The organism is Agrobacterium sp. (assembly GCF_032092815.1).
In the GTDB taxonomy this organism is placed as follows: Bacteria; Pseudomonadota; Alphaproteobacteria; order Rhizobiales; family Rhizobiaceae; genus Agrobacterium.
Genome location: NZ_DAMDBP010000057.1, coordinates 288 through 19,174, shown reverse-complemented (window position 1 = coordinate 19,174; position 18,887 = coordinate 288). Strand labels below are relative to the sequence as shown.

Annotated in this window: 13 protein-coding genes, 1 tRNA gene and 1 pseudogene; 10 read left to right on the top strand and 5 right to left on the bottom strand. The window is 55.4% G+C overall.

Annotated elements, in window-relative coordinates:
* The first annotated feature begins 159 nt into the window (after window positions 1–159).
* From RT613_RS21665 to prfB, 3 genes are all read left to right on the top strand, one after another.
* Window positions 160–1,425: an N-acetylmuramoyl-L-alanine amidase gene (locus tag RT613_RS21665; RefSeq protein WP_313618449.1), complete on the top strand. Its 1,266-nt coding sequence runs from the start codon at window positions 160–162 to the stop codon at window positions 1,423–1,425.
* A 415-nt stretch (window positions 1,426–1,840) separates the two neighbouring features.
* Window positions 1,841–4,297 (top strand): penicillin-binding protein 1A, encoded by a 2,457-nt coding sequence (locus RT613_RS21660; RefSeq protein WP_313618448.1) that lies wholly within the window; start codon window positions 1,841–1,843, stop codon window positions 4,295–4,297.
* A gap of 130 nt (window positions 4,298–4,427) precedes the next feature.
* A protein-coding gene (prfB, locus tag RT613_RS21655) for a peptide chain release factor 2 (protein WP_313618447.1) occupies window positions 4,428–5,559 on the top strand; the annotation gives its coding sequence in 2 pieces (ribosomal slippage) (window positions 4,428–4,496 and window positions 4,498–5,559; 1,131 coding nt in all).
* 278 nt (window positions 5,560–5,837) lie between these two features.
* On the opposite strand, the gene RT613_RS21650 is transcribed toward prfB, so the two are convergent.
* Window positions 5,838–6,365: a hypothetical protein gene (locus RT613_RS21650; protein WP_409558879.1), complete on the bottom strand. Its 528-nt coding sequence runs from the start codon at window positions 6,363–6,365 to the stop codon at window positions 5,838–5,840.
* Between the two features lie 13 nt (window positions 6,366–6,378).
* Window positions 6,379–7,152: an NAD kinase gene (locus RT613_RS21645; RefSeq protein WP_313618445.1), complete on the bottom strand. Its 774-nt coding sequence runs from the start codon at window positions 7,150–7,152 to the stop codon at window positions 6,379–6,381.
* 305 nt (window positions 7,153–7,457) lie between these two features.
* Here RT613_RS21645 and RT613_RS21640 point away from each other — a divergent pair, with 305 nt between their 5' ends.
* Both RT613_RS21640 and RT613_RS21635 read left to right on the top strand, forming a co-directional pair.
* Window positions 7,458–8,369: a PhzF family phenazine biosynthesis protein gene (locus RT613_RS21640; protein ID WP_313618451.1), complete on the top strand. Its 912-nt coding sequence runs from the start codon at window positions 7,458–7,460 to the stop codon at window positions 8,367–8,369.
* A 328-nt stretch (window positions 8,370–8,697) separates the two neighbouring features.
* A complete protein-coding gene (locus RT613_RS21635) occupies window positions 8,698–8,913 on the top strand; it encodes a hypothetical protein (RefSeq protein WP_313618444.1) in 216 nt (71 codons plus the stop codon).
* Between the two features lie 240 nt (window positions 8,914–9,153).
* Here the strand turns inward: RT613_RS21635 and RT613_RS21630 are convergent.
* Both RT613_RS21630 and RT613_RS21625 read right to left on the bottom strand, forming a co-directional pair.
* Window positions 9,154–9,229, bottom strand: a tRNA-Lys gene (locus RT613_RS21630).
* A gap of 193 nt (window positions 9,230–9,422) precedes the next feature.
* Window positions 9,423–9,674: a GlsB/YeaQ/YmgE family stress response membrane protein gene (locus RT613_RS21625; RefSeq protein ID WP_313618443.1), complete on the bottom strand. Its 252-nt coding sequence runs from the start codon at window positions 9,672–9,674 to the stop codon at window positions 9,423–9,425.
* A gap of 409 nt (window positions 9,675–10,083) precedes the next feature.
* On the opposite strand from RT613_RS21625, the gene RT613_RS21620 reads away from it, so the two are divergent.
* The 5 genes from RT613_RS21620 to RT613_RS21600 all read left to right on the top strand — a co-directional run bounded on the left by RT613_RS21620 (window position 10,084) and on the right by RT613_RS21600 (window position 18,192).
* Window positions 10,084–12,624 carry a mechanosensitive ion channel family protein gene (locus tag RT613_RS21620; RefSeq protein ID WP_313618442.1) on the top strand — a complete coding sequence of 847 codons (2,541 nt, stop codon included), beginning with the start codon at window positions 10,084–10,086 and terminating at the stop codon, window positions 12,622–12,624.
* A gap of 107 nt (window positions 12,625–12,731) precedes the next feature.
* Window positions 12,732–13,007: a hypothetical protein gene (locus RT613_RS21615; protein WP_313618441.1), complete on the top strand. Its 276-nt coding sequence runs from the start codon at window positions 12,732–12,734 to the stop codon at window positions 13,005–13,007.
* Between the two features lie 232 nt (window positions 13,008–13,239).
* Window positions 13,240–15,753, top strand: coding sequence for an FAD-dependent oxidoreductase (locus RT613_RS21610; protein ID WP_313618440.1), 2,514 nt, complete (start codon window positions 13,240–13,242; stop codon window positions 15,751–15,753).
* A gap of 154 nt (window positions 15,754–15,907) precedes the next feature.
* Window positions 15,908–16,735: a response regulator gene (locus RT613_RS21605; protein ID WP_313618439.1), complete on the top strand. Its 828-nt coding sequence runs from the start codon at window positions 15,908–15,910 to the stop codon at window positions 16,733–16,735.
* A gap of 224 nt (window positions 16,736–16,959) precedes the next feature.
* Window positions 16,960–18,192 carry an adenylate/guanylate cyclase domain-containing protein gene (locus tag RT613_RS21600; protein ID WP_409558878.1) on the top strand — a complete coding sequence of 411 codons (1,233 nt, stop codon included), beginning with the start codon at window positions 16,960–16,962 and terminating at the stop codon, window positions 18,190–18,192.
* 200 nt (window positions 18,193–18,392) lie between these two features.
* Here the strand turns inward: RT613_RS21600 and RT613_RS21595 are convergent.
* Window positions 18,393–18,887: pseudogene (locus tag RT613_RS21595) on the bottom strand (cyanate transporter); the annotation flags it as partial.

The following is an 18,887-nucleotide window of genomic DNA, read 5'->3' as shown; positions in this document are numbered from 1 at the left end:
AGGAGTAATTGAGATGTTAACAAATGCTTCACCAATGGCTGTGAATGTGGTCTGACACGGACCGAAACAGGGCAGGGCGGCGCGGTTTCGAGAGGCATCGAGGGCTTTTGAAAGCACTTTTGCTGAAATGACTGACATGAAAAAAAGATTTGGGCTGTCATGATTATTGCACAAATGCGGGCGGCAATCCGGCGTTCGACGCGTATGACGCTGCGAATCACCCTCGCATCCACGCTGGCGGCGGCGACTTTTTTATCGGTTCCCGACACATCTTTTGCCATCGGTGATGGCTCGCGCATGGTGGCAAGCGCTGCGCGCATAGCGGGCAATGAAGCGCGCACCCGTGTTGTCATCGATTTTGCCGAAGAACCGGAATTCGAGGTTCATTATCTCGATTCCCCCGAACGCATCGTTGTTGACCTGCCATCCACCAATTTTGCTTTTCCCGCGTCGGACCTTGAAGCGGCCGGTCTGTTCCGTGATGTGCGTTTTGGAACGATGGATGAAGGCCGCGCGCGCATCGTACTGACGGCAAAAAAGCCTGTGCGCCTTGCCATCTCCGAAGTGCAGCCCAACGCTGAAGGCGATGGTGTGCGTCTGGTGCTGGATGCTGAGATGACCGACAAGGCGACCTTTGCCAGGCTGGTCAATGATCAGAACTGGCAGCCACCAACTCCGGTTACAACGGCTTCTGTCGATTCTGCCGTAAACGGCAAGACCGACCGTCAGGCGCAATTCGTGATTGCGGTCGATGCGGGCCATGGCGGCATTGACAATGGCGCGCAAGGGGGCAAGACCGGAACCCATGAAAAGGATATTACGCTGGCCTTTGCCAAGGAGCTGACGGAACGGTTGAACCGTGAGGCCGGTATTCAGGCGGTGATGACGCGTGATTCTGACGAATTCCTGGCGCTGTCCGAGCGTGTGCAGATTGCCCGGCAGAAAAATGCCAATCTCCTGATCTCGCTGCATGCCGACACGCTCAGGCAAAAGGGCATTCGTGGCGCGACCGTCTATACTATCTCCGACCGGGCCTCTGACCGCATGGCCGCCGAGCTTGCAGAGCGCGAAAACCTGTCCGATGAATTGGCCGGTGTTGCCATGCCTGTGAGCCAGCCTGAAGTGGCCGATATTCTGCTCGATCTGACACGGCGGGAAACCCAGGCGTTCTCGGTGACGCTGGCCGGCAATATCCTGGCCTCCTTTGAAGGGCAGATTGGCCTCATCAATAATCCGCACCGTTATGCCGGTTTTCGGGTTTTGCAGGCACCTGATATCCCTTCCATTCTTCTGGAAATGGGTTTCCTGTCCAACCCTGAAGACGAAAAGCAGTTGCTGGACGTCGAGTGGCGGAAAAAACTGGCCGATGCCATGGCAACTGCGGTTGGCAAATATCACAATCAATTCGTCGCCAATGGCGGCTGAGCGGCGGACTATTGCTGCACAAAATTCAGTAACATTTTCGTGGGACAGGGATGCATGCCCATGTCAGGGCATATCGGCGGGTTTCTGCTGTTCAATCTGGGTCATTCTGGCTACCTGTCTGTTGCTCTAAGGTAACCTTTGTCCGGAAAAGGCGGGGATGACGGCCCCTGCGCCCGGTTAATGGTGGCCAAGCCCTATTTTACTCACATTCCCGGCGTTACTCGGCTCTTGCATGGCGCGACTCGGCGCTTGTGCACAAAAGACTTTGTTTGGTGTGGCTTATGCCCGGCTATATTGGCAAATGCTGATGTCTCGGCTTGTCATTGCCTGAGTGGTGTGCAAAACCGCACCAACTATGCGAAAATGCGCTTGATGGTGAGCGCGAATGCCACGTTCGGATTATCGGTAGCTTCATATGATAAGACTGATTGGATATTTCTTCGGTATTGCCAGCGCGCTTTTCCTGTGCGCCGCCGCGGGGGCTGCACTTTATCTTTACACCCTGCGCGAGCAATTGCCGGACTATGCCGTTCTCAGCTCCTATGAGCCGCCGGTAACGACCCGCGTTCACGCAGGCAACGGTGCGCTGATGGCAGAATATGCCCATGAAAAGCGCCTGTTCCTGCCCATTCAGGCCATTCCCGACCGCGTGAAGGCAGCTTTCCTGTCGGCGGAAGACAAGAACTTCTACAACCACCCCGGCGTTGACGTTTACGGCCTTGGCCGCGCGATCCTGGTCAACATTCAGAACCTCGGCTCCGGTCGTCGTCCAGTGGGTGCATCGACCATCACGCAGCAGGTTGCCAAGAACTTCCTGCTCACCAATGACCAGACCATCGACCGCAAGATCAAGGAAGCGATTCTGTCCTTCCGCATCGAGCAGACCTATTCGAAGGACAAGATTCTTGAGCTCTACCTCAATGAAATCTTCTTCGGTATGAATGCTTACGGTATCGCCGGTGCCGCTCTGACCTACTTCAACAAGTCTGTTACCGAACTGACGATTGCCGAAACGGCCTATCTTGCATCGTTGCCGAAGGGCCCGGCCAACTACCACCCGTTCCGTTACGAAAAGGCAGCTCTTGAGCGCCGTAACTGGGTGATCGACCGTATGGCCGAGAATGGTTACATCAACACCGCCGATGCAACGGAAGCAAAATCGCAGCCGCTTGGCGTGAACCTGCGTCGCGGCGGCGCGCATCTGTTTGCCTCGGACTATTTCGCAGAGGAAGTGCGTCGCCAGATCGTCGACAAATATGGCGAAAAGGCCTTGCTGGAAGGCGGTCTTTCGGTGCGTACCTCGCTTGACCCGGTCATGCAGGTTGAAGCCCGCAAGGCGCTCCAGGACGGTCTCGTCGATTACGATGAGCGCCGTGGTTTCCGTGGCCCGGTTGATGAGATCGACGTGTCCGGCGACTGGGGTGCAGCCCTTGCCAAGATCCGTCCACTGCGTGACGTTCCGGAATGGAAACTTGCCGTGGTTCTCGATGCCGGCGAGCAGGCAGTCGATATCGGCATGCAGCCGGAAACAGATGCCAGCGGCAAGGTTGTGCAGGATCGTACGCGCGGCCGCATTCCGGCAGAAAACATGAAATGGGCGTTCCGCGATGCCACGGGTAAGCGCAACACGGCGAAATCGCCAAGCGGCGTTTTGAAAGCCGGTGACGTTGTTTACGTGCAGCCTTTGTCTGAGGACGGCAACACGTTCCGTCTGCGTCAGCCGCCGAAAGTGCAGGGTGGCCTCGTTGCCATGGATCCACATACCGGCCGTGTTCTGGCCATGGTGGGTGGCTTCTCCTACGGCCAGTCGGAATTCAACCGTTCAACGCAGGCCATGCGCCAGCCGGGTTCGTCGTTCAAGCCGTTCGTCTATGCGGCAGCGCTCGACAATGGTTATACGCCTGCGTCCGTGATCATGGATGCACCGATCGAGATCGTCTCCGGCGGTGAGGTCTGGAAACCAAAGAACTATGGCGGTGGCTCGGCCGGTCCGTCCACATTGCGCCTTGGTATTGAGAAGTCGCGTAACCTGATGACCATCCGTCTTGCAGACGATATGGGCATGAACCTGGTTGCCGAATATGCCGAACGTTTCGGCATCTATGACAAGATGCTGCCGGTTCTGGCCATGTCGCTCGGTTCGGGTGAAACCACCGTCATGCGTATGGTGTCGGCCTATGCCGTGCTTGCCAATGGCGGCAAGCAGATCAAGCCGACCCTGATCGACCGCATTCAGGACCGCTATGGCAAGACGATCTTCCGTCATGAAGAACGGACCTGCGAAGGCTGTAACGCCCAGAACTGGGCAGGGCAGGACGAACCGACCATCGTCGATAACCGCGAGCAGGTTCTTGACCCGATGACCGCCTACCAGACCACGTCAATGCTGGAAGGCGTTGTGACGCGCGGTACGGCTGCCGGGAAAATCCCGGTCAAGGATCGTCCGGTTGCTGGCAAGACCGGTACCACCAACGATGAAAAGGACGCATGGTTCGTCGGTTATACACCTGACCTCGTTGCTGGCCTCTACATCGGCTTCGATACGCCGGCACCTCTTGGTCGTGGCGGCACGGGTAGCTCGCTGGCAGCGCCGATCTTCGGTGAATTCCTGGCGGCGGCTGTAAAGCACTCTCCACCCGGCAAGTTCATCGTGCCAGAGGGCATGCAATTCATCGCCGTCAACCGCAAGACTGGCATGTATGCCAATGAAGGTGACCCGGATACGATCATGGAAGCCTTCAAGCCAGGTACCGGCCCGGCCGATAGTTTCTCGGTTATCGGCATGGAAAACTACATGTCGCCGGAAGATATCATGCGGGCCTCGCCGCAGGCACAGCAGGCCATTACCAACGGTGGCAGTGGTCTCTACTAACCACCACAGGACATTCCAACGAAGGCGCGGGTCTTTACATCCGCGCCTTCGGCATTTATGCACCGGGCCAGTTTTCCTGTGTGGAATGTTTCCATCCAATGAATTTCAACAAGGGTGAAATAGCAGCGAAATGCGCAACGAAATTGTGAACGTCGTCGACGAAATCAAGCAGGCCATAAGCCTGCTGAGGAGGCATCTTTGACTGGGACCAGGCGATAAGACGACTGGACTGGTTGAATAACAAGGCAGAGGATCCGAACCTCTGGAACGATGCCAACGAAGCACAGAAGCTGATGCGCGAGCGCCAGCAGCTTGACGAAAGCATCAGTGGTGTCAAAGCCCTCGAACAACAGGTCAACGATAATATCGAATTGATCGAGATGGGCGAGGAAGAGGGCGACGAGGCAATCGTCAAGGATGCCGAAGATGCGCTGAAGGCGCTGCGTGCCGATGCCAACCGCCGTCAGGTGGAAGCCATGCTGTCGGGCGAGGCGGATTCCAACGACACTTATGTGGAAGTGCATTCCGGCGCTGGCGGTACCGAAAGTCAGGACTGGGCAAGCATGCTGTTGCGCATGTACACCCGCTGGGCGGAACGTCAGGGCTTCAAGGTGGAAGTGCTGGAAGTTCACGAAGGTGAAGAGGCGGGCATCAAGTCTGCCACCATTCTCGTGAAGGGCCACAATGCATTCGGCTGGATGAAGACGGAATCGGGCGTTCACCGCCTGGTGCGTATTTCGCCCTACGACAGCAACGCGCGCCGCCACACCTCGTTCTCGTCGATCTGGGTTTACCCTGTGGTTGATGACTCGATCCAGATCGACATCAACGAAAGCGATTGCCGTATCGATACCTATCGCTCGTCGGGTGCCGGTGGTCAGCACGTCAACACCACCGACTCGGCCGTGCGTATCACGCATATTCCAACCGGTATTGCGGTTGCCTGCCAGCAGGAACGGTCCCAGCACAAGAACCGCGCCAAGGCGTGGGAAATGCTGCGTTCGCGCCTGTATGAGGTTGAGCTTCAAAAGCGCGAAGAAGCGGCCAATGCACAGGCTGCCTCCAAGACCGATATCGGCTGGGGTCACCAAATCCGTTCTTACGTTCTGCAGCCTTACCAGCTGGTCAAGGACCTGCGCACCGGCGTGGAAAGCACAGCCCCTGGCAACGTGCTGGATGGCGATCTGAACGAGTTCATGGAAGCCGCACTGGCGCACCGTATCAGCGGTGGGGCAGATGTCGAGGTTTCGGACATCGACTGATGTCAATGCGCCCGCAAGGTGCATTGAAAACAAAGACTTATAGTCTGTTTGTGAATCAGATCGTCAGCGACTTGATTCAGTTTGGCAGCACAAAAAGAACCCGCCTGTTACAGCAGGCGGGTTTTCTTTTTGTGTTTGTGGGCTTTGCCGCAATGTTGGTGGGCTGCACCGCCGGGCGCATCACATCAAATAAAATCCCCGACGCTGAGGCCGGGGATGAGAAAGGACCTGTTTTCGTCAAGCGCCTAAAACAGTCTCAGACGCTTGCGCCACGCTTTTCAATTCGTGGCTTTTTCGATCTTCATGTCACCAAGTTCGTTGATCAGCACTGTCCAACCCTCGGTTTCCTTTGCCATTGGGTCGGTCTTGAGATGAACGGTAACGAACAGTCCTGGCACATCGCCGTTGCCGGAGGAGTTTTCCGGGCGGATGTCGGTAACGTAAGCCTTGAGCTTCGAAAATTCTTCCAGTTCCACGGTCTGGATCAGATGTGGGCCATCCGGTGTGTAGGCAATCTGTTGCAGGTAGATACGTGCCGTGCCATCACCCTGGCGAATGGCCGCAACCTTGTAATAACCGCGCCGTGGCGGAGTAGGCGGGGTGCGCTCCGCTTCCGCGTTGGCGCCTTCCGTCGGTGCTGGGGCCTCTGCAGGTTCTTCTTCCCAAAGACCACTGCTGATGACGAAAATGGCAGAGACAGGCAGCTGGTCAATCGGCGAGGCTGGTGTCGTCTGTGCATTGGCCGTCTGCAGACAAAGCGCAAACACGGCAGCAGTCAGAAGAGATTTTGTAAAAGGACCTGGCATTTTCATCATTTCATCAATTTGTGAATTGTTCGGCGAGAATCCGGTCCGACCAGGAACGGTCGGGGTCAGACAGGATCACCGCAGTTCTATCCTGAGATTGTGCGATGCGCACCTTTACCACGGATTTTACCTCTGTGTGATCTGCAACCGCATTCACCGGTCTTTTTTCAACCTCCAGCACGTGAATATCCACGGTAACCTTGTTGGGCAACAACGCACCACGCCAGCGGCGCGGACGAAACGCGCTGACTGGCGTCAGGGCAAGAAGGGGTGATTCCAGCGGCAGGATAGGCCCGTGGGCGGAGAAGTTGTAGGCGGTTGATCCGGCAGGAGTGGCCACCATCACGCCGTCACAGATCAGTTCCTCCAGCCGCACCTTGTCATCAACGGTTACTCTGAGCTTCGCGGCCTGATGCGACTGGCGAAACAAACTGACTTCATTCATGGCAAGGGCTGAAAACTCTTCGCCATGTGTATCGGTTGCGGTCATTTTCAACGGGTGAAAGTCATTGCCGGTGGCAATGGCAACCCGCTCATGCAGATTGTCGATGCGGTAATCATTCATCAGAAAACCGACAGAACCCCGGTTCATGCCATAGACGCGTTTGCCGGAATTCATGGTTTCATTGAGGATCTGCAACAGAAAACCATCGCCACCCAGTGCGATGATGACGTCGGCCTCATCGAAGGGTGCATTGCCATAGCGTTCAACCAGTGCCTCGCATGCGGCGCGGGCATCCTGGGTGTTGGCATGGACAAATGATAGCGACTGTTGTGTACCTGACATGCAATCTACCTTTTGGAACAGTACCTTGGTACATGAAGTCATGAGGGGGCGACAAGTTCTTTCCCGCCCTCAAACGTTCTCCTGACAGCCACAAATCTATATATGTGAAATTTCATGCATGTGTGATGTGTCTCAAAAGACGTAGGCTTTACACAAAATAATGTGAAACATTCACCATGAGCGCGTTTAACGGCGGTTCGCGTTTTTTCGTTGTTGCAGCCGCCACTTACGCACTTGCAGAGAAAGCCTTGGTCGGGCAGGTTGCGGCAAAGGCATTACCAGTGAAAAGCAGGCAGGAGACTGGCGTGGCAATTGAATACAGCATTTATGATGTTTTCACCGATAAACGCCTCGAGGGAAATCCTCTAGCGGTCATGTATGACGCAGACGGACTTGACGACAAGACAATGCAGGCTATTGCCCGCGAAATGAACCTGTCCGAAACGGTGTTTATTCGCAAATCCGCCAACCCGGCCTATGCTGCGTCACTGCGCATTTTTACACCTGGCGGTGAACTGCCTTTCGCCGGCCATCCAACCGTGGGGGCTGCCGTTGCACTGGGAGAGCGCAACAAGAACGGCAGCGAAGTTGACATGGTCTGTGTGCTGGAGGAAAAGGTTGGGCCAGTACGCTGCGCCATTCGCCTGCGTGACGGCCTGCCGGGGTTTGCTGAATTTGATCTGCCGAGAAAATCTTCCCATATCGAGCTGCCGCTGGACCGCGCCAAACTGGCAGACGCACTTGGTGTGAGCGAGGGCAATATCGGCTTTGAAAACCACGTTCCTTCGATCTGGACGGCTGGTGTACCATTTCTGCTGGTGCCACTGCACAACATGACCACCGTCAAGGAAATGGAATTCGATCCGATGTTGTGGGAACGCACGGCGCCGTTGGTTGAGGGCCTGTTGGCTGCCTGTTACGTTTACTGTCGCGGTGGTGTAAACCACGCCGCCAAATTCCACGCCCGCATGTTTTCGCCGGAAATGGGCATTGCCGAAGATCCGGCAACCGGATCGGCTGTCGCGGCTCTGTCCGGCGCCATCCACCATTTCGATGGTCTGTCCGACGGGCACTATCCGTTCGTGGTGGAGCAGGGGGTCGAGATGGGCCGCCCTTCCTTCATTCATCTGCATGTTGATGTAAAGGATGGCGATATCTCACGGGCACGCATCGGCGGCAGTGCCATTCGTGTCGCATCGGGCACCTTGGATCTCTGAGTCACGGTAGATATTTGGAACCAATTTTGTGTGCCGCCCGTTTGCCTTGCACAAGGAGAAACGCGATGCAGCACACTGGCAGTGGTTCCAAACACAGATTGACAGCCGCAAATGGCGGGGCCGGTTACACTCCGAACATCATACATCGGCATGGGACGCATGTTGCCATGATTTTCCGGCGTTTCTGTCCCAATCCGCTGGATTTGCGCGGCAATGGTCCGGCAGTACCGGATAAAGCGCCTGACGAACACGGTAAGAAAGCGTGATTTCGCGATTCGGGATTTGCAGGTTACTCTTTTCGCGTCGTGAACAGCGAAAGGAGAATGATATGAAGGCAATTCTCATAATCGCCTCAACACTTGCGCTTTCGGCCCCCGTTGCGTTTGCCGAATGCGCTGGACACGCCAAGATGAATACATCAGCCGCGGTCGATACTGAAATCAAGACCGCAAGCATTGAAAAGACCGCAGATCAGAAGGCCGACGAGGTCTTGATCATGCAGCAAAAAGCCGACATGCCAGAAACAACTCGGCAGACACAATAATAATATTCGATGTTGAAGTGATCCCTCGTGCCCTTTCTCCAGTCGGGTGCGGGGGATTTTTACGTCACGACGAACGCGAAGATGATATGTCCAAGGATCGAGATGGCCAGTGCGGCAATAAGAACGATCAGCAAAATACGGCTCATGACCCATCCTCAAAATCTGCATGAAAGACATGAAAACAGGGGCGGCGAATTTCAATTCGCAGTCTCTAATTTTACAGTCATTTCAGGATGTTAATGGTGGGTGATGTAGGGCTCGAACCTACGACCCGCTGATTAAGAGTCAGCTGCTCTACCAACTGAGCTAATCACCCGCCGCCGCCCTCAGGCGGTGTGAGGGGGGCTATAAAGAGGAAAAAAAGGAATGTCCAGCATGGAAATGAAATTTCTTCGTTTTTATGACAAAAAAATTTCAGTCACGCTGGACACTCCCACCATATTCCCGAAGCGCGGCGGTGGAGAATGCTCTCGGGAATGTCTGTGAGTGCATTGTATTCATGGGAGGAATTACCTCCGGAATGCACGTCCGATGGCTATGAGGATGCATGCGCCGATAAAGCCCGCAATGAGATAGCCCAGCCAACCGGTTAGCACGACGCCAAACACCGATAGTATCGCATTGGCGACAATCGCCCCGACGATACCAAGGATGATGTTCATCAACACGCCAAGATTGCTTTTCATGAACTGTTCGGCGAGCCACCCGGCTACACCACCGATGACGATTGCTGCAATCCAGCCAACACCTGCAGATTCCATGATATCCTCCCATGTTTACTGCAGGTATAAATTTGGTGATTCTAATATACAAATACAAGAGAATTCAGGAATTATTGGCACCTTGTTGCCGAGAATCGAACATTAGATCGCTGTCATGCCCTATTGCGGCGGTAATCGGTTTTCATAAACCCCGGCGTGCATTGTTTTCCGGCCGTCTGGCAGCGAAAAACATGTGCCGAAATTGTGAATAAGGATGGTGGGTTTATGATGTGCCCATGGCGCTTGGGAATCGGCAGTTCGTTCCTGGCTTGTTAAACTGCTTGAGTAACTTCAGATTCGGCTGCGGGGGATTCCGTGCGTCGGAAAGGTAATTGACGTGTTTGGTATTTTGAGCGCCCGGCGTTTGTCCTGGCTTGTTGTGTTGACGGTTTTTCTTTCGGTGTGCGGCATGGCCTCCACGCCAACGCTGGTCATGGCGCAGGACGGCGTTCCCGCCGACGCCAATTCACCGATCGAGCAGATGCGGGCGGATCTGGAAAAGGCAAGAGCCGCACTTGCAAAATTGACGGATGCCGTCGAGTCCTCGAAGGACGATGACGCGCGTCTGGTCGACCTCAAGGCGCAGTCCGATGATATTGCCGCCAATGCGGTCAAATCGTCGGTCAGCCTGCGGCCTCGCTTTGAGGCTGCCAAGACGCGACTGGACGAGTTGGGTGAGCCACCAAAGGACGGACAGCCGCCCGAAGCGCAGGTCGTGACCGATGAGCGCAGCCGCCTGATTGCCGAAAGGGCTGATATCAACGCGCTGACAGGGGAGGCGGAAGCCGTTTCCACGCAGGCAAGTCAGCTTTCCAATCACGTCACCGATTTGCGGCGCTCACTGTTCAAGGACACGCTGTTCAAGCGAACGGAAATTTCGCTCGATGTATTTTCCGCCGCATCCTCATCGCTGATTAACGAAGTGTCATCCTTCCAGAGGGTTGTTGGAAGCTGGTGGACCTTTGTGTGGAATTACAAGAAGGTTCAGCTTCTGTCGGCAATTTTCCTGTCGCTCCTGGCGGCCATGCTGTTTCTGGTCGGTGGTTACCGCTTTCTGGGCAGCCATATGGAGCGGAGCGCCTTCTCGGGTGAGCCGGGTTATATCCGTCGCCTGTCGGTGGCCTTCTGGTCCACCATGGTGCAGTCGCTGACAGTGATTGCCTTTCTGGTATCCTCGGCCTTCTTTCTGGAAAATTTCAACGTTTTAAGATCGGATATGTCACCCATCGTCTTTACGGCCATGGGTTTCACCGGTCTGGTTTATTTCGTCTGGCGGCTGACCTATGCGGTGTTTGCGCCATCCCATGCAAGCTGGCGTCTGGTTCGAGTCAGCAACACTGGCGCACGCCATCTGACATGGGCCGTGCTGGCCATGACCGTGGTCAATGGTTTTGATTATCTGTTGAGCGGCATAAGCGAGGCGCTGTATTCGCCGGTCATTTTGACCGTGGTAAAAAGTTTTGTCGCTTCGATGATTGTCGGCATCATCCTGATTGTCATGTCCTTCATGCGCCCAGTGATGCAGAAGGATGCCGATCCGTCCGCACCTGGACATCGCCTGCCACGTTGGATGGGGATTCTGTTCCGTCTGGCTGGCCTGTTTATCATTGGTGCCTGCCTGACGGGATATGTTGGGCTGGCGCGCTTTGTCTCGACACAGATTGTTGTCACCGGCGCCGTGCTCGCCACAATGTATATTGGCATTCTCTCCGGCAAGGCGATTTCGAAACAGGGCATTTTTGCCGATTCAGTCGCCGGCAATTTCCTACAGAAACGCTACGGCTGGGGACCGGTGGTGCTGGACCAGCTCGGTCTGGTTGCCGGTCTTGGCATCTACATCGTGGCGCTGGCCTTCGGTGTGCCGCTGATCCTGTTTTCCTGGGGGTTCCAGCCCGCTGATATTGAGAACTGGGCCTATCGCCTGTTGACGGGTATTCCGGTCGGTAACACCAATATTTCGCTGCTGGCGGTGTTTGGTGGTATCGCCATCTTTGCACTCGGTTACGTGATAACCCGCTGGTTCCAGCGCTGGCTGGACAACAATGTCATGGCGCGCAGCAAGGCTGATGCCGGTGTGCGCAACTCGGTCAAGACAGGCATTGGTTATCTCGGCATCGCCATCGCCGCGATCTTTGGTATTTCATCGGCCGGACTTGATCTGTCCAACCTTGCCCTGGTCGCGAGTGCCCTTTCGGTTGGTATCGGTTTTGGTCTGCAAAACATCGTGTCCAACTTCGTGTCTGGCCTGATCCTGCTGGTGGAGCGTCCCTTCAAGGTAGGCGACTGGGTGGTGACGGGTGCCACCGAAGGCACCGTCAAGCGCATCTCCGTGCGCGCAACCGAGATTGAGACCTTCCGCCGCCAGTCGATTATTGTGCCAAACTCCGAGTTCATCAACTCGCCGGTTGGCAACTGGACACATCGCAATCGCATTGCCCGTTCTGAAATTCCGATTGGCGTCAGCTACGATGCCGACCCGCGCAAGGTAATCGATATCCTCCTGGAACTGGTGCGAGCACAGCCGCTTGTTCTGAAAAACCCTGAGCCGCATGTTGAATTCGTACGGTTCGGTGATTTTTCACTTGATTTCGAGGTGCGTTTCTTCCTGGCAGACCTGTCGGATGGTCTGCCTGTCCGCAACCAACTGCGCATCGATATTCTCACACGCTTCCGCGAAGAGGGCATCGACATTCCATTTCCGCAACGCAACCTCAATGTGCATGTGGATAGCGAAAGCTCGCAAGCGCTGGCAAACAAGCTGGTCGAGGAAGGCGAAAAGGCGACACTGAATAAGAAGGATGAGGCGGAGCCAGACGCCGAGCTGAAGACACAGTCCGAATTGAAGCAGGAAATTGAAGGGGCTGAACAGCAAGCGCCGGCAAGCGAAAAGCCGCAAACAAAGCCTGATCCTGCCAGATCACGGGGCAAGGCTGCAGACAAGAAAAGCTGATTGCCTTTATTCAGCCTCTATTCATGGCGCCGTCCCTAGAATCATACCATACTCTTTTTACCGAAGAGGCTGGAATAGTCAGGGGGCGGCGACTTTGCCGGGAACGCATGAAGCATGTCTTGTCCATGATTGCGGTTATTGTTCTTTCTGCGACAATGACTGTCTCGGCGGCTCAGTCAGCCACCATCACCAACAATGACGCAGAACCCGCTTCGCTGGCGGTGACAGAGGCTGGCAACCGCTTTGACGTTGTCATCGCACCAGGCTCTTCAGAGCAGGTTTGTAACGCGAATTGTTTCGTTACATTCCCTAATGGCGACCGTATCGCGCTTGAAGGCACCGAAAACATCGAAATCGTCAAAGGTTCTGCTGTCGTCAAGTAAAGCAGGCAACCGCCATTTCGCCTGTTTTCAAAGCAATTGACCAATCGTCGCGGCAAGCCTTGCGCATGTCGTAAACAGGCACCTTATATCGCTCTCGAATTGCATATTCTGATATCCGCCAGCACATCTGGCCGAACCATGTGACGCGGTTTCGGACAGCATGCCTGCGCTCTAACAGTTTCGCAAAAGGCCACAACAAAATGGCCGGCATGCCTCAGAGGGATTTCGTATTATGAAAACACATGCACGGGCCGTTGTTATCGGTGGTGGCGTTGTCGGCGTTTCGACACTGTATCATCTGGCTGCCAAGGGGTGGAGCGACAGCATCCTGATCGAGCGCAAGGAACTGACATCCGGCTCCACCTGGCATGCGGCTGGCCTGTTGCCGCTGTTCAATCTTAGCTACTCCGTGGGGCAGATCCACAAATATTCCGTGAAGTTTTATGAGGAACTGCAGGAAGAAACCGGCATGAATGTCGGTTTCTCCAAAGTGTCCAACATTCGTCTGGCCCGCACCAAGGATCGCTGGGACGAATTCATGTATTATGCCGGCATTGCCGAAACCATTGGCGTCAACGTCAAACTGCTGACGCCGGAACAGCTGAAGGAGGTCTGGCCACTCGCCGAAACCGACGGTATTCTCGGTGCTATCCAGCATCCCGACGATGGTTACATTCAGCACGCCGATCTGACGCAGGCACTGGCCAAGGGCGCGCGAGACAAGGGTGCCACCATCTACCGCAACACCACCGTTACCGCCATCGACCAGCTGGAGGATGGCACGTGGAAGGTAACGACCGACAAGGGTGAAGTGATTGCCGAACACGTGATTTCCTGCACCGGTAGTTTTGCCCGCAAGACCGGGGAGATGGTCGGCATCAATATTCCAGTCATTCCGGTAGAACACCAATATATTGTCACCGAACCGCATCCCGCCATTCTGGAGCGCAAGGCGAAGGGACTGCCGGAAATGGGCGTTCTGCGTGAATCCGACAGCGCCTGGTATATGCGTGAGGAGGCCGGAGGTCTGATCCTCGGCCCTTACGAGCATGGAGCGCCCGTTTGTTATCTGGACGGCCCCTCCAATGAAAGCGAATACGAACTGTTCCAGGAAGAACTGGAACGCCTGATGCCACATATTGAAACGGCGATTGCACGTGTTCCGATCTTTGGCGAAGTTGGGATCAAGAAAGTCTATAACGGTGCTATTGCCTATACACCTGACGGTAACCCGATTGTCGGGCCTGCACCGGGCCTCAAAAACTTCTGGCTGAATGAAGGTCATTCCTTCGGTATTACTGCGGCCGGTGGTGCCGGATGGCAGCTGGCGGAATGGATTGTGGAAGGCGAACCTAGCCTCGACATGATGGGCGTCGATCCACGCCGCTTCGGTCCCTATGCGACCGAGGGCTACCTCATTGCCAAGAATGAGGAAGCCTATGCGAACGTCTTCACCATGCATTACCCGGATGAGGAGCGTTCTGCCGCCCGTCCACTCAAGACAACACCTGTATACGACCGCCTGAAAAAGCTCGGTGGCGTGTTCGGTTCGGTCTATGGCTGGGAGCGTGCCAACTGGTATGCGCCTGAAGGTTACGAATTGCCGGAAAGTGAAAAGGGCGTTGGTGTCGATGTTCTGACCAACCACAATTATGCGCCGCCGCTGGACGATGGACGCACCGTTGAAAAGTGGTCGTTCCGCCGCTCCAACTATTTCGAGCATGTCGGCAATGAGGTGAAAAACGTCACCAACAATGTTGGCGTTCTCGACATGTCGGCCTTTGCCAAGATGGAAGTCTCCGGACCCGGCGCACGTGCCTGGCTAGACAGCATTCTGGCCAATGCAATCCCGAAAAAGCGCGGACGTATTGCGCTGACCCATCTTTTGACGCCGGCAGGTGGCGTGAAGGCGGAATTCACGGTTTATGAGTGGGCGCCGGGTCGCTTTTATCTGGTGTCTGCAGGCGGTCTGGAAGCCCATGACCATGATGTGCTGCGGCGTCTTGCGCCAACAGATGGCTCTGTTGTGTTGCAGCCGATTACCCAGAAATATGGCGTGCTTGTTCTGGCCGGTCCGAAGTCGCGTGACCTGCTGAAAAAGCTCACCCGCACCAGCCTCGACAACAAGGATTTCCCGTGGCTCACCGCCAAGGAAATTTCGGTTGGTGTGGCAACAGCCCACGCACTGCGCGTCAACTTCGTTGGCGAACTGGGCTGGGAGCTGCATCACCCCATTGAAACACAGGCCTATATTTTCGACCGGCTGATGGAAGCCGGTGCCGAATTCGGCATCAAGCCATTCGGTATTCGCGCCATGGTGTCGATGTCGGTTGAAAAGTCTTACCGCAACATGGGCCGTGAACTGTCGGTGGAATATAACGCTTATGAATCCGGTCTCGATCGCTTCCTGCGTCCGGAAAAATCCTTCATCGGTCGCGATGGGCTGGTCGCCTATAAGGAGAAGGGTGTCAAATGGATCTTCTCGACACTGGTTGTTGAAGGCAATACTGACGTCGATGCTCGCGGCTCCGAGGCGATCTACGGTGCTGATGGCAAGCTGGTCGGTCGCGTGACCAGCGGTGGTTTTGGCTGGCGCGTCGGCAAGTCGCTGGCGCTTGCGATGTTGTCACCGGATACGGCCGAAATCGGTACGCGCTTGAAAATCAAGATCCTCGGCAAGCTCTATGATGCTGAAGTGGTGGCCGAGAGCCCGTTTGACGGCGACAATGCCGTTTTGCGTGCCTGATTTGCGGCGCTGAACAGCTGCACAAGACCAGCCTCGGGAACTTTCTCGAGGCTGGTTGCAAATACCATATATCAGCAATGTGCGATTAATTATTCCGCAAAAACTATCGGCTACTGTCCGGGGTAGAGGGGCTTTGTCCACAATCGGGGGTGTCATGAACTTTCTAGGAATTACCGGGATGCAGTATTCCGGTGTACCGTTTTCCGCACATCGCATTATTCTTGCAGAAGACACCAACGTCTTTACACAGCTGGTCAGCACACGCCTGATGGACATGCTGGGTGTTCAGGTTACCATTTGCCGTAATTTCGAGGAGCTTCAGGAAGCCTATGACGCTGCCGACGGTCCGATTGATCTGGCAATTTCCAACATCAACCTGCCAGGTGCTGAAAATGGTGAAGCGCTGGAATATCTGATCGATCTTTCCGTGCCGACCATCGTGTTCACCAGCACGTTCCATGAGGCGACCCGCGAAAAGCTGATTGCCAAGGATGTGGTCGATTACATCATCAAGGACAATGTCTTTGCCGTGGATATGCTGACGGAATCGGTCTGCCGCTTCCTGACCAACAGCCGTCACCACGTGCTGATTGTCGATGACAGCCCAACGGCACGTGCGCTGCTGTCCAGCCGCCTGAAGCGTTACAATTTCCGCGTCAGCCTTGCTGAAAGTGGTGCCAAGGCGTTGCAGCTTCTGAAAGACAATCCCGATATCGGCCTCGTCGTGACCGACTATAACATGCCTGATATTGACGGTTTTGAGCTGACACGCCGCATTCGCACCATGCGCGGATCGCATGAACTGCGTGTTATCGGTGTGTCGTCATCGACCAACCGTCTTTTGTCGGCGCGCTTCCTCAAGGCAGGTGGCAATGACTTCATGCTGCGACCTTTCATCGATGAAGAGTTCTATTGCCGCGTGAACCAGAACCTCGACACGCTGGTGCAGATCCGCATGGCCAAGATTGGCCGCGCTGCCTAAATGGCTGATTTCACGAGATGAGATTTGAAAACGCCCCGTCCAGAAACTGGTGGGGCGTTTTGCTTTTGCGGCAGGCACTGCGATATTTTTGCGTCGTCGGCGAATAATTCGGGCCTCGTATTCTTTCGCTCCTTGTTGAGGGTGAAATTCATTCCTATCTTCGCTCCATAGCGTGTGGGGAGGATGCGCGGGAGAATGGCTGTTTTCATGAAGCGGCCGAGCAAATGGAGCATTCCTTGGATATCACTGAACAGGCTGCGCAGGCGAAGGCCTTTGCGCCATGGCCTTCAACCCCGAACGCTATTCTTGACTGGCTGATCAACGGAACCAGCCAGGAACCCTACATCGACAATCTTCTGAAAGCCTTGTGCGAACGGATTGTTGACTACGGAATTCCGCTCGCCCGCTCATCCATGCATTTTCGAACCCACCATCCCGAATGGCTGGGCGCGCGCCTTTTGTGGGAAACGGGTTTTGACGAAACCCAGATCGACATGTTTGGCCGCGACATGCTGCGTAGCGGCCAATATATCAAAAGCCCGGTCAATGAAATTCTCGATGGCGCGCCTGAGCTTCGCAAGAAGCTGGACAAGGAGATCGAAAATGGTGGCTGGCACGATTTTTATCACGAGCTGAAACAGCAGGGCATTACCGACTATGTGGCATGGCCGGTGATCCACACCCGCGGAAAACGCCATGTGGTGACATTTGCCACCAAAGAGCAGGGTGGTTTTTCAGATGCCCATATTACCTTCCTGCGCGAGCTTTTGCCTGTCCTGTCGCTGGTAACTGAAATCCGCGTCAAGAACATCATGGCCCGCACCTTTCTGGAAACCTATGTCGGGCCACATGCCAGTGAACAGATCCTTGCCGGTGCCATCACGAGAGGATCCGGCGCGACGATGAGTGCGGCGATCATGATCTGCGATCTGCGCGGTTTCACCGAAATCTCCGACCTCTGGCCGCGCGATGACGTGATCGAAATGTTGAATGGTTATTTCGATGCACTGTCCGAGCCGGTGGAAAAACATGGCGGCGAAATTCTCAAATTCATGGGTGACGGGCTACTCGCCGTTTTCCCGATGGACAATGAAGATGCCTGCCACAATCTTTTGGCCGCCATTCGTGAAGGGCAAAAGGGCATGGAGCGCCTCAATGCCGAAAACCAGCGGCGCGATAAGCCTAACCTGCGTTACGGGGTTGGCGTGCATGTCGGGGATGTGATGTATGGCAATATCGGCTCCAAGCGGCGGCTGGATTTCACCGCCATTGGCCCGGCGGTCAACATTGCCTCGCGGCTGGAAAGCCTGACCAAGGAGGTCGGACATTCCGTACTGTTTTCCAAGGATTTTGCGGAAAAATCCGGGCATAGGGAAGCACTGACACCGCTTGGCAGCTTCATGCTGCGTGGTCTCGGCGAACCGTTCGAGGTCTATGCCATGCCAGAAGAGAGCTGATGCGGGTTCATCCAATACGTTGAACAGCGGCTCTGTGACGCATTTATCTTGTTTTTGTGTTGTGTTGTGTTGTGCTGGCAGTAGGGCCGTTCGGTCGCCGCGCGTTGGCGCGGCGGACCTTTTGAACTGTGAGCTTGGGTGGCGAGGACACCGTTACAAGCAGAGGCGAAAGGGAATGTGAACCGCGCTCTGTCGTCCCGTTACGGCTTTAGTGCCACACTTCTGGCGCCGACATGGCCGCTGCGTCCGGCCATCCAGCCATTGATGGCGGCGATGGTGCCAATCACCACGAACAGGATGGCGCAGCCAGCAAAACTGCCGGTCCAGCCGCGAATGAAACCAACGATCAGCGGGCCGGTGGCAGCCAGCAGATAACCCACGCACTGCGCCATGCCAGAGAGATGGGCCGCAACATGGGCGTCACCGGAGCGCAGCACGATGACTGTCATTGCAGCCGCAATCAGACCGCCCTGACCGATGCCCTGCAACACGGCCCACACCCACACGGTGGACAGCGGTGCAAACAGCAGGCCGATCAGCGCTGTCACTGCAAAGATGCAGAGCGTGACATTGATCAGCGACTGGTTTTTACCGCGCACGGCAATATGCGGCACCACAAGGCAGGCAGCTGCCTGCACCATCACCGAGATCGACACAACCGCACCAGCGGTCACACCGTCAAGGCCGCGGTCCCT

Coding starts and splice junctions, on each gene's coding strand:
- RT613_RS21665 (WP_313618449.1), top strand. CDS start 160: ATGATTATTGCACAAATGCGGGCGGCAATCCGGCGTTCGACGCGTATG.
- RT613_RS21660 (WP_313618448.1), top strand. CDS start 1,841: ATGATAAGACTGATTGGATATTTCTTCGGTATTGCCAGCGCGCTTTTC.
- RT613_RS21650 (WP_409558879.1), bottom strand. CDS start 6,365: ATGCCAGGTCCTTTTACAAAATCTCTTCTGACTGCTGCCGTGTTTGCG.
- RT613_RS21645 (WP_313618445.1), bottom strand. CDS start 7,152: ATGTCAGGTACACAACAGTCGCTATCATTTGTCCATGCCAACACCCAG.
- RT613_RS21635 (WP_313618444.1), top strand. CDS start 8,698: ATGAAGGCAATTCTCATAATCGCCTCAACACTTGCGCTTTCGGCCCCC.
- RT613_RS21625 (WP_313618443.1), bottom strand. CDS start 9,674: ATGGAATCTGCAGGTGTTGGCTGGATTGCAGCAATCGTCATCGGTGGT.
- RT613_RS21620 (WP_313618442.1), top strand. CDS start 10,084: ATGGCCTCCACGCCAACGCTGGTCATGGCGCAGGACGGCGTTCCCGCC.
- RT613_RS21615 (WP_313618441.1), top strand. CDS start 12,732: ATGAAGCATGTCTTGTCCATGATTGCGGTTATTGTTCTTTCTGCGACA.
- RT613_RS21610 (WP_313618440.1), top strand. CDS start 13,240: ATGAAAACACATGCACGGGCCGTTGTTATCGGTGGTGGCGTTGTCGGC.
- RT613_RS21605 (WP_313618439.1), top strand. CDS start 15,908: ATGAACTTTCTAGGAATTACCGGGATGCAGTATTCCGGTGTACCGTTT.
- RT613_RS21600 (WP_409558878.1), top strand. CDS start 16,960: ATGGAGCATTCCTTGGATATCACTGAACAGGCTGCGCAGGCGAAGGCC.